We start from the raw sequence: 14,576 nt of genomic DNA on the forward strand, positions 1-14,576 counted from the left end.
ACCGCTGGAAGGCCGACCTCTTGATTGACAAGCTCGAACTGCTGCTGGCGCTGGCCAAGGAGCGTCATTTCGGCCGAGCGGCCGAGGCCTGCGGCGTGACCCAGCCGACGATGTCGACCAGCATCAAGCAGCTCGAGGAGATCCTCGGCGTTATGCTGGTGCAGCGCGGTTCCAGGTTCCAGGGCTTTACGCCGGAGGGTGAGCGCACGCTCGACTGGGCGCGCCGCATCGTCGGCGACTTCCGCGCGATGCGCCAGGAGATCAACGGGCTCAAGGACAAGCTATCGGGCGAGATCCGGATCGCGGCGGTGCCGACGGTGCTCGGCATGGTGGCGTCGCTGACGACGCCGTTCCGCGCCAAGCATCCGGAGGTCCGGTTCCGCATCATGTCGTGCACGTCGGCCGACGTGCTGGGGCTGCTGGAGAACCTGGAGGTCGATGCCGGGCTGACCTACATCGAGAACGAGCCGATCGGCCGTGTCCGCACCATCCCGCTCTACAACGAGAGCTACCGGCTGCTGACCGCGCCCGACGCGATGTTCGGCGATCGCGATCAGGTGACCTGGCAGGAGGTCGGGCAGGTGCCGCTGTGCCTCCTGACCCCGGACATGCAGAACCGCCGCATCATCGACCGCGCTCTGAAGGCCGCCGGCAACGAGGTGACGCCAACGCTGACGTCGAACTCGCTGCTGGTGCTGTACACCCATGTCAAGACCGGCCGCTGGGCCAGCGTGATGCCGGCCAAGCTCGCCGAAACGCTCGGCCTCGCCGACAAGGTGCGCTCGATCCCGATCGTCGATCCCGTCATCAACTACCAGATCGGCCTGGTCATCCCGCAGCGTGACCCGATGACCCCGCTGATCGCGGCGCTGGTCCAGATCGCCCGCGAGGTCGCGCCCAGCCTGCAGGCGTGAGGCGCGCGTCCGCGGAGTTGCCGCTGGCCCAGCGCCTCAGCACCGGCGGTGAACAATGGCCCAGGCTTGCTTCGCTGCGCTCGCCATGATGGCGTACACGGTCTCCTCTCGTCATTGCGAGCGCAGCGTCGCCATCCAGGTTGCTTCCGTGGCGACGGTCGGCGTCGTCACCGACCTCGCTGGCGTCGTCGGCAGACTTCGGGCTCTCATGCGGTCGCGGAACCCTGACCTTGCGCGTGGCGCGTGGTCTTCAACTCATAATGCGCGACATGGCCGTCATGGCGGCTGAGCAGCTTCCGCGCCGCGGGCGGCACCACCGCCGTGTCATGCGCCGGACCCGCGAAGCGAACCACCGCCGTCGGATCGGCGAAGGTCATGATCGTCACGAATTCGACCTCGTCTTCGAGCGGCCTGCGCAGCAGCTCGATGCTCAGAAATCCCTCGATTTTCCGATCGATGATCCCTGGAAAGGTCGTTGACCGCAGCAGGTCCTCATAGGCATCGGCATCCGCCGCCCTGGTCCAGCCGTGCCAGATCCGCTTCAGCATCGCGATGCTCCCTTGGGTACGATGATGGTCACCGAACCCTTGCACGGGCGTCGAGCGTCGGACTTGGTGAAAGTTGCGGTCCGCGCGGCGAACTCGCGGAGCGGCTAGCTCCGCTCAGTACGCCGCAAATTGCTCCCGCATGATCTTCTCCTCCTGCCGGATCCGCAAGGTCAGTGGCACGGCATAGATGATCAGGCCGGCCACGAGCGTGAGATAGGCGTGCAGGGTCAGCGCGTAGCCGATCAGCTCGGGCAGGATGTTGAGGAAGTAGTTCGGGTGGCGCACGATCCGGAACAGCGGATGGGTCACCAGCGCGTGGTCGCGCGCGAGCATCAGCTTGACGGTCCAGAGGCGGCCGAGCAATTGCGACACCACAAGCAGCATCACCGCGCCGAACAGATAGATCACGAACCCGATGATGCTGACGGCGTCGAGCGGCGCATCCCGGACGAGGCCCTCGGCCGTCGCGGCGAGATAGAAAGCGACATGTGCGATGGCCAACCAGCGCGACACGGATGCGCCGTATTCGGTTGCGCCGTCGGCGCGCAGCCGTTTTTCGTTGCGGATCGAGACGCCCAGCATGGCAAAGCGATAGGCGAAGGCGGCAACGATGAAGGCAATGATCACGCGCGGTACTCCAGATCTTGGAGCAACTGCCTTAGTTGCTGACGTGCAGGTGCGTCAATACCACGTTCCGCCGATGTTGCTGACTAGGCACGAAGCGACGTCATGATGCCGTCATCCGCCTGCGTCGGCGTTGCATGTCCGAAGGGCAAGCCGATCGCATGCCTCGGGCATCATCCGTCACGCGAGAGCGCTGTCATGCCTGTGGGGCCTGATCCTGAAGTGCAATCTCTTTGAGATGTGAGTCCGATTTGATGATGTTGCCGTAGGGTGGGCAAAGTGCCCACGCTACGGCAGTACGGCCGCCGCGCTCACGCCGCGACCGAGATGCTCGCCGTGGCCTTGTACGCGTCGCGGGGCAGGGTCACGCGCACGACGGTGCCGTGCTCCAGCCGCGAGCGCAGCCGCATCGAGCCGCCGTGCAACTGGGCCAGCGAGCGGGCGATGGCGAGGCCGAGCCCGGAGCCGTGATAAGTCTTGGTCATCTGGCTCTCGACCTGCTCGAACGGGCGGCCGAGGCGCGCCAGCGAATGCGCAGGGATGCCGATGCCCGTGTCGGCGATGATGAGCACGACCTTGTCCTCGAACACGCGGCTCCGCATCGTGACACGGCCGCCCTCCGGGGTGAACTTCACCGCGTTCGACAGCAGGTTGACCATGATCTGCTTGGTGGCGCGACGGTCGGCGACGACCGGGATGCTGCCTCCGATGTCGGCGTCGAGCACGAGGCTCTTGTCCAAGGCGCGACCGGAGACGACGCGCAGCGATTCCGCCAGCGTCTTGGCGAGGTCGAGCGGCTCCATGTCGAGCTTCATGCGGCCGGCCTCGATCTTCGACATGTCGAGGATGTCGTTGATCACCTCGAGCAGATATTGACCCGAGGTCAGGATGTCGTGGCAGTACTCCTGGTACTTTTCCGAGCCGAGCGAGCCGAACATGCCGCTGCCCATGATCTCGGAGAAGCCGATGATGGCGTTGAGCGGAGTGCGCAGCTCGTGGCTCATATTGGCGAGGAATTTCGACTTGGTCTGGTTGGCTTCCTCGGCGCGGGTCTTTTCCTGCGAGTACTTCTCGGCGAGGTCGGCGAGCTCGATCGCCTGGCGTTCCAGCGCGCTCTGCGAGCGCTGCAAGTCGATGACCGTGGCGCGCAGGCGCAGGTCGTTGTCGACGAGCTTCTGCTCGTGCTCCTTGATGCGGGTGATGTCGGTGCCGACCGAGACGTAGCCGCCGTCCTTGGTGCGGCGCTCGGAGATGTGCAGCCAGCTGCCGTCGTCGAGCTGCGCCTCGAAGGTACGGCCGCCCGGCGCCTGCTGGCTGTGGTCGTGCAGCCGGGTGCGGATCTCCGGCATCTTGCCGACCTCGATGACGGTCTCATAGGAGGTGCCGGGGATCACGGCGGAGTCCGGCAGCTTGTGCAGCTTCTGGAAGTGCGAGTTGCACAGCACCAGCCGGTTGTTGGCGTCCCACAGCACGAAGGCTTCCGAGATCGTCTCGATCGCGTCGCGCAGGCGCAGGTCGGCCTCGACGGTCTTCTCGACCAGGCTCTTCTGCTCGGTGACGTCGACCGCGATGCCGATCAGGTGCAGGCCGGAATCTGAGGTGCCCTGGCTGAGCTCGCAGCGAACCCGCAGCCAGATCCAGTGGCCCTCGGTGTGGCGCATCCGGAAGCTCTGGTCGATCTGGTGGATGTCGCCGGCGACGAGCTGGTCGGCGATCTCGAACAGGTCGATGTCGTCCGAGTTCACCAGCGCGTTGACCTCGCCGAAGGTGAGGAGGTCGGTGCGGTTCTCCAGGCCGAGCATCGCGAACATCGAGTTCGACCAGAAGATGCGCCCGCGCGACAGGTCCCAGTCCCACAGCCCGCAGCGGCCGCGATTGAGCGCGGTGTCGATGCGGCCGCGCACGGCGTCGTTGATCAGGTCGCCCTCGCGGGCGCGGGTCGACTGCCAGTGGAAGGCGAAGCCCAGGATCAGCACGACGAAGCCCGTCGTCGCCGACAGGGTCACCGAGAGCGCGGCGTCCGAGCCCCAGATCGGCTCGAGCTTCTCCTGGATCACGACGACGCGGCCGGGCAGCGCCTTGATCAACTGCGACACTGCGAAGGCCGGACGGCCGTTCGGCAAGGTGATCTCGGTGACCGCGCCCTGCAGGCCGGGCGTGGCCAAGAGCTGCGCGGTCGAGATCAGATCGAGGATGCGGTCGTTCTCGCCGAGCGCGGCGTCGACCGGAACCCGGGCCAGGATGCGGTGGTCGGCGCCGGTGACGATCACGTGGCGTCCGGCCGCCGCTCCCCAGGCGGGGATCAGGTCGGGCAGCAGGCTCTGCAGATGCTCGATGTGGGCGATGCGGTCCGGGCGCGTCGCCAGATGACCGATACGGTCGGCGAGCAGGTCGGAGATCGCGGCCAGGTCGCGCTTGGTCGCGCCGCGCTTCTGACGGCTCTGGTCGAGCACCTGGACGAAGGCGCCGAGACAGATGGTGACGAGAAAGGCGATGATCAAAGTAGGGACAGCACGACGCAATACCGGCTCAGCAGTCAGCAGCCTTTGATAGGCCGGTTTCGCGATCGATTGCGCCAACCCCTTGATGGAATCAGAAGATTGGACGCACGCGTTCGCGGCATGCGCACGCGCCATGCTGTAGACCCCCGAAACTTCTTGGATACCCGAATTTCGAAAGAGCCCCAGCCGCTTCCGAATCAAGTTGATTTGAATCCAGATTTCTCGGGCTGTCGAGAGTCAACGATTTGGCAAAAGCTAATAAATCTTATCCAATGCGGAATTGCCATGGCGAAAAGCCGGCAGAGTGAGTCCGAAGCGGGAACGCAGCATGACGTTCAGGCTTCAGCCGTGCGGCGGCTCGGCGTGACTGATGACGCGCTTGACGCTCGGGAAGGCGCGACGCACCCCGCGCTCGATGTGGTCGACATTGTCGTGCACCTTCAGCACGCTCATCGACGGCGCCGCGCGGCAGTGGAAGTTGACGATCTCGCCGGCCTCGGTGTTGCGGACGCGGACATTGTGCACGTCGTACATGTCGGTCTCGGCGGCGAGACGCTGCAGGGCGGCGGCGATCTCGGCGATCCGCTGCGCCGGCGCGTCGACGCCGAATGGCAGCTCGGGTTCGAGCGGCTCGATATGGGTGTCGACCTCGACGTCGGCGCCGAATTCGTCGCGGATGCTGCGTTCCAGCTCGTGCGCGATCGCATGCGCCGCGAACAGGCTCATGTCGCCGTCGACCTCGAGGTCGATCGCGACGATCAGGCGGCCGCCGACGTCGTGGACGGTGACGTGATGGATCGCGAGGCCGGAATTGCGCGCGATCACCATGATGCGCTCGCGCACGCTCTCGTTGCTGAGCGCGACCGGCACCGTCGTGAAGGTGACGTCGGCGCCGGACAGGCTGGCATCGACCGCGGCCTGCGCATCGCGCTTGATCTCGTGCACACGGTCGATCGGGTAGGTGCGCGGCACCTGCACCGTGGCGTCGACAAAATGCGTTGCGCCGACGAGCCGGACCCGCAGCCGCTCGACATCGACGACGCCGTTGATCGAACGGATCGCGGCGCGCGCCTTTTCGGCCGCGCCCTCTGGTGCACGGTCGAGCAGTGTTTCTACGGTGGAGCGCGCCAGCCGCAGGCCGAGCACCGAGATCATCAGGGCGACCGCGACCGCGGCGGCGGAATCCCCCCACCAGAACCCGAACGCGGTGAGGACCAGGCCGCCGATGACGGCAATCGAGCCGAGCACGTCGGAGGCGAAATGCAGTGCGTCGGCGGCGAGCGCCTGGCTGTGGGTCTCGTGCGCGGCGCGGTGCAGCGCGCGGGCGCGCCAGAAGTTGACGGCGATGTCGACCAGCAGCACCACGAACGGAATCGCCGACAGCGACGGCGGCGGCGCCGCCTCGCGCAGCCGGCTGACGGATTCCACCAGCACGCCGCCGGCCAGCACGTAGAGCAGGGCGATGACGCCGAGCGCCGACAGGCTCTCCAGCTTGCCATGGCCGTAATGATGCTCGTCGTCGGCCGGCCGGTCCGATACCCGAACCACCATCCAGGTGATCACGGTGGCGACGACGTCGACGGCGCTGTGCAGGGCCTCGGAGACGAGCGCGAGGCTGCCGATCAGGATGCCGACGATGAACTTCGCCGCGGCCATGCTGGCGCTCGCCGCGATCGAGATCGCGGCGACACGGGTTTTCCCGGAATCGACATGGGAGGCGGCGTCTCTCATGGCGGCGGATGTAGCAGCCGAGGCCGCACCATGAAAGCCGGGATCGCGCGGTCCATGGGCGCGGACCGCGCGCTGTTTCGAGTGCTTCTAAATCTCAGAAGGTTGCGTTCACAAGGTCACCACGATCTTGCCGAGATGCTTGTTCGCCTCCATGTGCGCGAACGCCGCGCCAATGTCGTCGAAGGCGAAGACGCGGTCGATCGGCAGCCGCAGCGTGCGCTGCTCGACCGCACTCCAGATGTCCTTTTTCACCTCGTCGAAGATCGTACGGATCTCCTCGATCGAACGGGTGCGGAAGGTGACGCCGACGTAGGTGATGCGGCGCGCCGCGTGCAGGTCGAAGTTGAAGTCGGCATGGGTGCCGCCGAGCCGGCCGACATTGACGATGCGGCCGAGGACCTTGGTCGCGGCGAGGTTCTGATTGGCGACCTTGCCGGACACCTGGTCGATGATCAGATCGACGCCCTCGCCGTTGGTCGCCTGCAGCACCTGATCGACCCAGGCGGGATCGCTGGAGTCGATGGCGAGATCGGCGCCGAACTCCTTGAGCCGTCCGCGGCGCATCGCATCGGTCGAGGAGCCCACCACCAGCGAGGCGCCCTTGAGCTTGGCGATCTGCATCGCCATCAGGCCGACGCCGGAGCTCGCACCCTGCACCAGCACGCGCTGGCCCGGCTGCAAAGCGCCGTTGGTGACGACGGCGTTGTGCATCGTGGTCAACGCGATCGGCAGCGTGGCGGCCTCGTCGAAATTCATGTTCGACGGCGCGTGGAACAGACGGCCGTGGTCGGCGAGAGTGTATTCGGCGAACGCCGCGCTGCCCGAGCCCATCACCTTGTCGCCGATCTTCACGCCCCTGGCGTTGGGACCGAGCTCGGCGACCTCGCCGGCCCATTCCATGCCGAGCACCGTGCCGACGCCGCCGGCGGCGCCATGCACATGCCCCTTCGTCATGCCGAGATCGGCGCGATTGAGGCCGCAGGCGCGCACGCGGACCAGGACCTGCGTGCCCTTCGGCGTGGGCTTGGCGATATCGGTGATCGCGGCGCCCTGGGCGCCGTAGACATAGGCTTTCATCGCGAGGAATCCTGTCCGTCACATTGAGCGGCGACCTTACTGTGCCGCTGTTCTCAGCGCACCGCCTAACAGGCGGCGCGCTGCTCCGACAAGACTCCCTGGGGGATGAACCGGTTCCGCTGACCGGGCTGGACGCGTCAGGCGGCGACCGGAGCTTCCGCTTCGTCGAAGGCGCTGGAGACGTCGCGCATGCTGATGACGCCGGCGAGCGCGAAGTCGACGATGACCGGGAGATGGCGGATGTGATGCACGTTCATCAGGTGCCGCACGTGCTCGAGCGAGTCCTCGGTGCTGCAGGAGATCAGCCGCTGCGGCGAGATCAGCTGCGAGACCTTCATGGTGACGCCGGCGGCGCCGTGCTCGGCGATGGCGCGCACCACGTCGCGCTCGGTGAACATGCCGGCGGCGGTGTTGCCTTCCGTGCGGACGACGTCCTTCACGACGAGGGCGCTGACATTGCTGGCGCGCATCAGCTGCGCCGCGACGCCGACGGTCTCGTTCATTCGCACCGTGATCACGCGCGCCGTCTTGTTGCGCAGGATGTCTCCGACTTTCATGGCACCCTCCCGTTTGTTGTCTTGAACAGGAGGAAGTCTGGTATACGTTATGCCAGAAGTCAATTGGGATCTTGATGTTTTCTGGGCAGATGTCTGGAAAATAAGGTCAGTGATGCTGTCAAATGCATGCTCGGATTGGCATCTGGCATGCACGGCGCGCCAAAAGAAAAGGAGGCGCATGGGGGATGCGCCTCCTGCAGTCGCGGGAAGAAGCGGGTGATTTACGCCGTGGTGCGAACGTCCTGCGCCGCAGGCTGGGTGACCGCCGCCTCCTTGCCGAGGATGAAGGCGCGGCGCAGCGGCTTGATCACGAACAGCGCCATCAGCGCCGCCGTCGCGTTCAGCGCAACGCCGATCACGAACACGGCCTGCCAGCCATACTTGGCGGAGACGAGGCTCGCGAGCGGGACCAGGAGCGAGGCGGTGCCCTTCGCGGTGTAGAGCATGCCGTTGTTGGTCGCGGCATATTTGCTGCCGAACGTATCGCCCGAGGTCGCCGGGAACAGGCTGTAGATCTCGCCGAACACGCCGAAATAGACCGCGGTCGCGAGCACGAACACGATCGGGTTGTGGCCGTAATTCGCCAGCGTCAGCAGCATCAAAGCGGCGGTGCCGAAGGCGATGAACATGGTGTGCTCGCGGCCGATCGTGTCCGAGATCCAGCCGAACACCGGACGGCCGAAGCCGTCGAAGATGCGGTCGAGCGAGATCGCAAACGTCAGCGCTGCCATCTGGAAGCCGGCGAGCGACACCGGCTCGTTGGCGATCTTGAAGTCGTGCGCGATCGGGGCGATCTGGGCGGCGGTCATCAGGCCACCGGAGGCCACCATCACGAACACCAGATACATGATCCAGAAGATCGGCGTGCGCAGCACCTGCGGCGGCGTGTAGTCGATCTTGCTCTGCGGCAGGTTGAGCTGCTTCTTGCGCGCAGGCGCGGCGTGGGTCGGCGGCCGCAGGAAGATCGCGAGCACGAACACGATCAGGCCCTGGCCGATGCCGAAGGTGAAGAAGGCGCTCTGATAGCCGCTCGAGGCGATCATGCTGGCGATCGGCACGACGGTGAGCGCGGCGCCCGCGCCGAAGCCGGCCGCGGTGGCGCCGGCGGCGAGGCCGCGGCGGTCGGGAAACCATTTCAGCGCATTGCCGACGCAGGTGCCGTAGACCGCACCGGCGCCGATGCCGCCGATGACGGCGCCGGCGTAGAGCAGGGTGAGCGAGTCGGCGTAGGAGTTCAGCACCCATGCCAGCGAGATCATGACGGCACCGAACATGATGACGAGGCGCGGGCCGTATTTGTCGACGAACCAGGCCTCGACCGGCACGAGCCAGGTTTCGGTGACGACGAAGATCGTGAAGGCCAGCTGGATCGCCGTGCGACCCCAGTGAAACTTCGCGTCGATCGGATCGACGAACAGTGTCCAGCCATATTGCAGGTTGGCGATCATCGCCATGCAGATGATGCCCATCGCGAGCTGGAGCCAGCGGAAGCCGCTGGACTGTGCCTGAACAGGCGGTGTCGCCTCTGTGCTGGAAACCATGTGTCCTCCCTAACGCGCTCTCTTGGAGGATGCCGCTGCGAGCGCGCTCCTCGTCTGCGCACGAAGTCATTCTGGTATAATATATTCCAGTCTGCAATATGGCCTGCGACACAGGGTGCGACATGTTGCTTTGCAACGAGAGCGAAATCGTCCGCCAAGCAAAAGAAAACGCTCGGCAAAATGCCGAGCGTCGTCAATCTGGAAGCGTTCTTTTTTATTTTTGTTGCAGCGCGAAGGGGCGCGTCAGAGCGTCGATTTCTGCACCACGACCCTCCGCCAGGGCTTGAGCACCGCGATCGCCAGGATCGATGCCAGGATGTTGGCGCCGGCCGCGATGATGAAGACGCGGTCCCAATTGCCTGACGACTGCTGCATGTAGTTCGCGATCGGCACCAGCAGCGCTGCCGTGCCCTTGGCGGTGTACAGCAGGCCGGCATTGGTGGTGGCGAACTTGGTGCCGAACGTGTCGGTGCAGGTCGAGGGGAACAGCGAGTAGATCTCGCCCCAGGCGAAGAACACGAAGCCGGACAGGATCACGAACCACACCGGATCGTGGCCCAGCATGTACAGCGCCCAGATGCCGATGCCTTCCATGCCGAAGGCGATGAACATCGTGTTCTCGCGGCCGATCATGTCCGAGATCCAGCCGAAGAACGGACGCGTCAGGCCGTTCAGAACGCGGTCGATGGTCGCTGCGAACGTCACCGCCGTCATGGTCATGCCGATCAGCGTCACCGGAATGTTGTCGACCTTCCAGTCGCCGGCGATCGGCTTGAGGTTGGCCGTCACCATCAGGCCGCCGGCGCCGACGATCACGAACATGAAGTACATCAGCCAGAAGATCGGCTGACGGATCACTTCGGTCGGGTTGTAGTTGCGGCGGCTCTGGACGAGGTTGGTGTTCTGAGTGACCGCGGGCACCTGGCCTTCCTTGGGCGCGAACAGGAAGAAGGCGAGGATGACGATGATGATGCCCTGGCCGAGACCGAAATACAGGAAGGTGGTCTGGAAGCCGGAGTCGCGGATCATGGCCTGGATCGGCGCGACGGTGAGCGCCGAGCCGGCGCCGAAGCCGGCCGCGGTGATGCCGGCCGCGAGGCCGCGCTTGTCGGGAAACCATTTCAGCGCGTTGCCGACGCAGGTGCCGTAGACGCCGCCGGCGCCGATGCCCGCGATGATCATGCCGAGATAGTAGCCGTTGAGCGAGGTGGCGTAGGCGTTGATCATCCAGCCGATCGCGCAGAGCACGCCGCCGACGAGCACGACGATGCGCGGGCCGTATTTGTCGACGAACCAGCCCTCGACCGGCACGAGCCAGGTTTCGAACAGCACGAACAGGGTGAAGGCCCACTGGATCGACGCGCGATCCCAGCCGAAGGTCTTGGCGATATCCGGGACGAAGAAGGTCCAGCCATATTGATAGTTGGCGATCATCACCATCGCCAGGACGCCAACCGCGAGCTGCGTCCAGCGATAGGCGTCGCTTACTCTTGCAGATGCGGGCGCCCCCGCGTGAGCCAAGTCCGTCATGTTTCCTCCAGGCTGTCTATTCTTGTCCTAACAGCTATGCGGAGTTTGGTATATGATATGCCAATAAACAAGCGGATTCATCGAGCCCGTGCCCGCTGCTAGGCCAGCGATCGATGAAAAAAGCCTGCAGAAGCAAGGCAAATCGTTGCAGCGACAATACGACGCAGCAGAGGATATTTGTAGTTCAACTATCGGAGCAAGGGCGAGTTTATGTGGCGAGCGCCCGCAACCGGTTGTAGCCCTGCTGGATCGCCGACCAGAACAGCGCGATCAACCCGAGTGCCATGATGGTGCCGACCAGCCCGTTGGAGAAGAAGATCGCGAGCGATCCCTGGGATCCCAGCAGTGACTGCCGGAAGGCCTCCTCGGCCTTGTCGCCGAGCACGATGGCGAGCACCAGCGGCGCGAGCGGATAGCCGCACTTCTTGAACAGATAGCCGAGCACGCCGAACACCAGCATCAGCACCACGTCGAACGTGCTCGAGTGCACCGAATAGGCGCCGATGGCACAGAGCACGAGGATGAGCGGTGCGATGATGCTGAAGGGAATGCGCAGGATCGCCGCGAAGACCGGAACGCAGGTCAGCACGACGAGCAGGCCGGCGAGGTTGCCGAGATACATCGAGGCGATCAGGCCCCAGACGAATTCCTTCTGCTCGACGAACAGCATCGGGCCGGGCTGCAGGCCCCAGATCAAGAGGCCGCCGAGCAGCACCGCCGCCGTGGGGGAGCCGGGCACGCCGAGCGACAGCATCGGCAGCAGCGCCGCCGTGCCTGCCGCATGGGCTGCCGTCTCCGGAGCGACGACGCCTTCGATCTCGCCATGGCCGAAATTCTTGCCGCGCTTGGAAAGGCGCTTGGCGATGCCGTAGCTCATGAACGAGGCCGGCGTGGCGCCGGCGGGGGTGATGCCCATCCAGCAGCCGATCAGGCAGGAGCGCAGCGACGTGACCCAATAGGCCGGCATCTCCTTCCAGGTGTGCAGCACGACACGCAGATTGATCTGCGCATTGCCGCCGCGGAAACTCAGGCCTTCCTCCATCGTGAGCAGGATCTCGCCGATGCCGAACAGCCCGATCACGGCGATCAGGAAGTCGAAGCCGTTGAGCAGTTCAGTGACGCCGAAGGTGAGGCGGAGCTGGCCGGTGATGGAATCCAGGCCGACAGCCGCGAGTGCGAAGCCGATCATCATCGCCGCAATCGTCTTGAAGGGTGGCTCCTTGCTCAGGCCGACGAAGCTGCAGAAGGCGAGAAAATAGACGGCGAATTTCTCGGCCGGGCCGAACTGAAGCGCGAAGCCAGCGACCAGCGGCGCGATCAGCGTGATCATGATGACCGCGAACAGCGCGCCGACGAAGGACGAGGTGAACGCTGCCGTGAGCGCCTCGCCCGCCTTGCCCTGCTGCGCCATCGGGTAGCCGTCGAAGGTGGTGGCGACCGACCATGGTTCGCCGGGGATGTTGAACAGGATCGAGGTGATGGCGCCGCCGAACAGCGCGCCCCAATAGATGCAGGACAGCATGATGATCGCCGAGGTCGGCGGCATGCTGAAGGTCAGCGGCAGCAGGATCGCGACGCCGTTGGCGCCGCCCAGTCCCGGCAGCACGCCGATGATCACCCCGAGCACGATGCCGAGGATCATCACCATGATGTTGAACGGTTGGAGGGCGACTGCGAAGCCGTGAAACAGATTGGCGAGTTCTTCCATGCCAGCTTGGTCCTGCAACGCTCAGCGGATGAGTTTTCTTGTTAGAGTCCGAGCCAATCCTCGATCGGCCCCTTGGGGAGGGGGACCATGAACCAGCGCTCGAAGATCAGATAGGTCACGACCGGCATGCCGATCGCGACCGCTTCCACCGTGAGCCAGCCATATTTGCCGAGCCACCGCATGAACCAGGCGATGAAGATCATGGACGCGAGGTAGAGGCCAATGAAGGGCAGGGCGCCGACATAGATCGCCGTCGGCACCACCACGCTCATGACCTGGCGGAGCTGGCCCCATTCGGCGAAGACGCGGCCGTCGTCCTCGCGCAGCGTGTTGCGGACATTCATCGCGCTGGCCGCGACGATGAGCAGGCCGACATAGAACGGAAAGAATCCAGCCCGCGGCCCCTCAGCGCCCCAATTGATTCCCGCCTTCACGCTGCCGATGATCACGATGATCCCGAACAGCGCGATGGCGAGCGTGACGCCGGCCTCGACCGCCTTGTGGCTGGGGCCGGCCGATCCACCGTGACTTCTCATGCGAGCCGCTCAGTTCGAGGCCAGGAAGCCGGCTTCCTTCATCAGGAGCTCGTGCCGCTTCTCTTCGGTCTCGACCCATTTGGCGTAGTCCGCACCGGTCATGAAGGTGGTGTTGAAGGCGCCGGTCTTCATGAACTCCTGCCATTCCGGCGTCTCTCGCACCTTCCTGAACAGGTCGACGTAGTATTCGATCTGGTCCTTGGTGGCCCGCGGCGACATGAAGATGCCGCGCAGCATCAGATATTCGATGTCGAGCCCCTGCGACTTGCAGGTCGGGATGTCCTTCCAGGCCTTGCCGTCGGTGATCGGCTCGTCAAAGCCCATCGGCTTGTCGTCGAACACGCAGAGCGGCCTGACCTTGCCGCCGCGCCACTGCGCCACCGCTTCGATCGGATTGTTGACGGTGGAATCGATGTGGTTGCCGACCAGTTGGACGGCCACTTCGCCACCGCCCTTGTAGGGGATGTAGGTGAACTTCGCGCCGGTCGCCTTCTCCATGGCTACCGTGATGATCTGGTCTTCCTGCTTCGAGCCGGTGCCGCCCATCTTGAGGGTGCCGCCGGCCTGCTTGACCGCATCGACGTAGTCCTTGGCGGTGGTGTAGGGCTTCTCGGCATTGACCCAGAGCACGAACTCGTCGAGCGCCAGCATCGCGACGGGAGTGAGGTCCTTCCAGTTGAACGGAATGCCGGTCGCGAGCGGGGTCGTGAACAGGTTCGACAGCGTGATGATGATCTTGTGCGGGTTGCCGGCCGACGCCTTGACGTCGAGGAAGCCTTCGCCGCCGGCGCCACCGGACTTGTTGATCACGACCAGCGGCTGCTTCATCAGGTTGTGCTTGGTGACGATGCCCTGGATCGTCCGGGCCATCTGATCGGCACCGCCGCCGGTGCCAGCCGGAACGATGAACTCGACCGGCCGGACAGGCTCCCATCCCGCCAGAGCCGGGATATGCCCTGCCATCAGGGCGATGCCAGCCATAACGGCCACGCGCACGGAACGCTTCATCGACGCTTTCTCCCCTTCATTCCCGAGAGCGCACGGCTTCTTCCGGCCGCTGTGCCCAATCGAACCACCGACCTGTCGAGCCCGCCGGTGTCATCCCCACCGTGACCAGCTCCAGGTCGTCGCCAGCCCCGGACTTCCTTGCAATGCCCATGCAGCCAAAAGTTGTGTTGGCAGCCGGGAGCAGGCAGCAAGAGGAGCATCCGCAGCAAATCGACCGATTTGATTTTGGTATGAAGAGGTGACCGACCGCAATTGAGGAGATCGGGTGGGACGCCCACGGGGCCAATATGTCGCAGGTCGC

13 protein-coding genes are annotated in these 14,576 nt (G+C 64.8%); 2 read left to right on the forward strand and 11 right to left on the reverse strand.

Annotation, left to right across the window (positions count from 1 at the left end):
* Positions 1-20: 20 nt before the first annotated feature.
* On the forward strand, positions 21-914 hold the full coding sequence (locus tag ACQR0U_RS28170; protein WP_315716160.1) for a LysR family transcriptional regulator: 894 nt from the start codon (positions 21-23) through the stop codon (positions 912-914).
* 206 nt (positions 915-1,120) lie between these two features.
* Here the strand turns inward: ACQR0U_RS28170 and ACQR0U_RS28175 are convergent, their stop codons facing one another.
* The 4 genes from ACQR0U_RS28175 to ACQR0U_RS28190 all read right to left on the reverse strand — a co-directional run bounded on the left by ACQR0U_RS28175 (position 1,121) and on the right by ACQR0U_RS28190 (position 6,243).
* Positions 1,121-1,462 carry an antibiotic biosynthesis monooxygenase family protein gene (locus tag ACQR0U_RS28175; RefSeq protein ID WP_315753039.1) on the reverse strand — a complete coding sequence of 114 codons (342 nt, stop codon included), beginning with the start codon at positions 1,460-1,462 and terminating at the stop codon, positions 1,121-1,123.
* Positions 1,463-1,576: 114 nt separating this feature from the next.
* A complete protein-coding gene (locus ACQR0U_RS28180; protein WP_315828280.1) occupies positions 1,577-2,089 on the reverse strand; it encodes an isoprenylcysteine carboxyl methyltransferase family protein in 513 nt (170 codons plus the stop codon).
* Positions 2,090-2,397: 308 nt separating this feature from the next.
* Positions 2,398-4,722 (reverse strand): sensor histidine kinase, encoded by a 2,325-nt coding sequence (locus ACQR0U_RS28185; protein WP_315753037.1) that lies wholly within the window; start codon positions 4,720-4,722, stop codon positions 2,398-2,400.
* Between the two features lie 207 nt (positions 4,723-4,929).
* Positions 4,930-6,243, reverse strand: a complete 1,314-nt coding sequence (locus tag ACQR0U_RS28190; protein ID WP_316184524.1) for a cation diffusion facilitator family transporter — start codon at positions 6,241-6,243, stop codon at positions 4,930-4,932.
* On the opposite strand from ACQR0U_RS28190, the gene ACQR0U_RS28195 reads away from it, so the two are divergent.
* Positions 6,224-6,352, forward strand: coding sequence for a hypothetical protein (locus ACQR0U_RS28195; protein WP_315716165.1), 129 nt, complete (start codon positions 6,224-6,226; stop codon positions 6,350-6,352). The two genes, ACQR0U_RS28190 and ACQR0U_RS28195, sit on opposite strands and share 20 nt — an antisense overlap.
* Before the next feature lie 74 nt (positions 6,353-6,426).
* On the opposite strand, the gene ACQR0U_RS28200 is transcribed toward ACQR0U_RS28195, so the two are convergent.
* The 7 genes from ACQR0U_RS28200 to ACQR0U_RS28230 form a co-directional block, all read right to left on the reverse strand.
* Positions 6,427-7,395, reverse strand: coding sequence for a quinone oxidoreductase family protein (locus tag ACQR0U_RS28200; RefSeq protein WP_434844040.1), 969 nt, complete (start codon positions 7,393-7,395; stop codon positions 6,427-6,429).
* Between the two features lie 137 nt (positions 7,396-7,532).
* Positions 7,533-7,952: a CBS domain-containing protein gene (locus ACQR0U_RS28205; RefSeq protein ID WP_316194738.1), complete on the reverse strand. Its 420-nt coding sequence runs from the start codon at positions 7,950-7,952 to the stop codon at positions 7,533-7,535.
* Between the two features lie 221 nt (positions 7,953-8,173).
* Positions 8,174-9,493, reverse strand: coding sequence for an oxalate/formate MFS antiporter (oxlT, locus tag ACQR0U_RS28210; protein WP_315716168.1), 1,320 nt, complete (start codon positions 9,491-9,493; stop codon positions 8,174-8,176).
* A gap of 243 nt (positions 9,494-9,736) precedes the next feature.
* The gene (gene oxlT, locus ACQR0U_RS28215; RefSeq protein WP_315716169.1) at positions 9,737-11,023 is read right to left on the reverse strand and encodes an oxalate/formate MFS antiporter; all 1,287 of its coding nucleotides are present in this window, start codon (positions 11,021-11,023) and stop codon (positions 9,737-9,739) included.
* A gap of 208 nt (positions 11,024-11,231) precedes the next feature.
* Positions 11,232-12,731: a tripartite tricarboxylate transporter permease gene (locus tag ACQR0U_RS28220; protein ID WP_315753031.1), complete on the reverse strand. Its 1,500-nt coding sequence runs from the start codon at positions 12,729-12,731 to the stop codon at positions 11,232-11,234.
* Between the two features lie 41 nt (positions 12,732-12,772).
* Complete coding sequence (locus ACQR0U_RS28225) at positions 12,773-13,267, reverse strand: tripartite tricarboxylate transporter TctB family protein (protein WP_315753030.1); 495 nt, start codon at positions 13,265-13,267, stop codon at positions 12,773-12,775.
* Positions 13,268-13,276: 9 nt separating this feature from the next.
* Entirely contained in the window at positions 13,277-14,275 is a 999-nt protein-coding gene (locus tag ACQR0U_RS28230; RefSeq protein WP_315753029.1) for a Bug family tripartite tricarboxylate transporter substrate binding protein, read from the reverse strand.
* Between the last annotated feature and the right edge of the window lie 301 nt (positions 14,276-14,576).

Source organism: Bradyrhizobium sp. HKCCYLRH3097 (assembly GCF_051167875.1).
Lineage (GTDB): Bacteria > Pseudomonadota > Alphaproteobacteria > Rhizobiales > Xanthobacteraceae > Bradyrhizobium.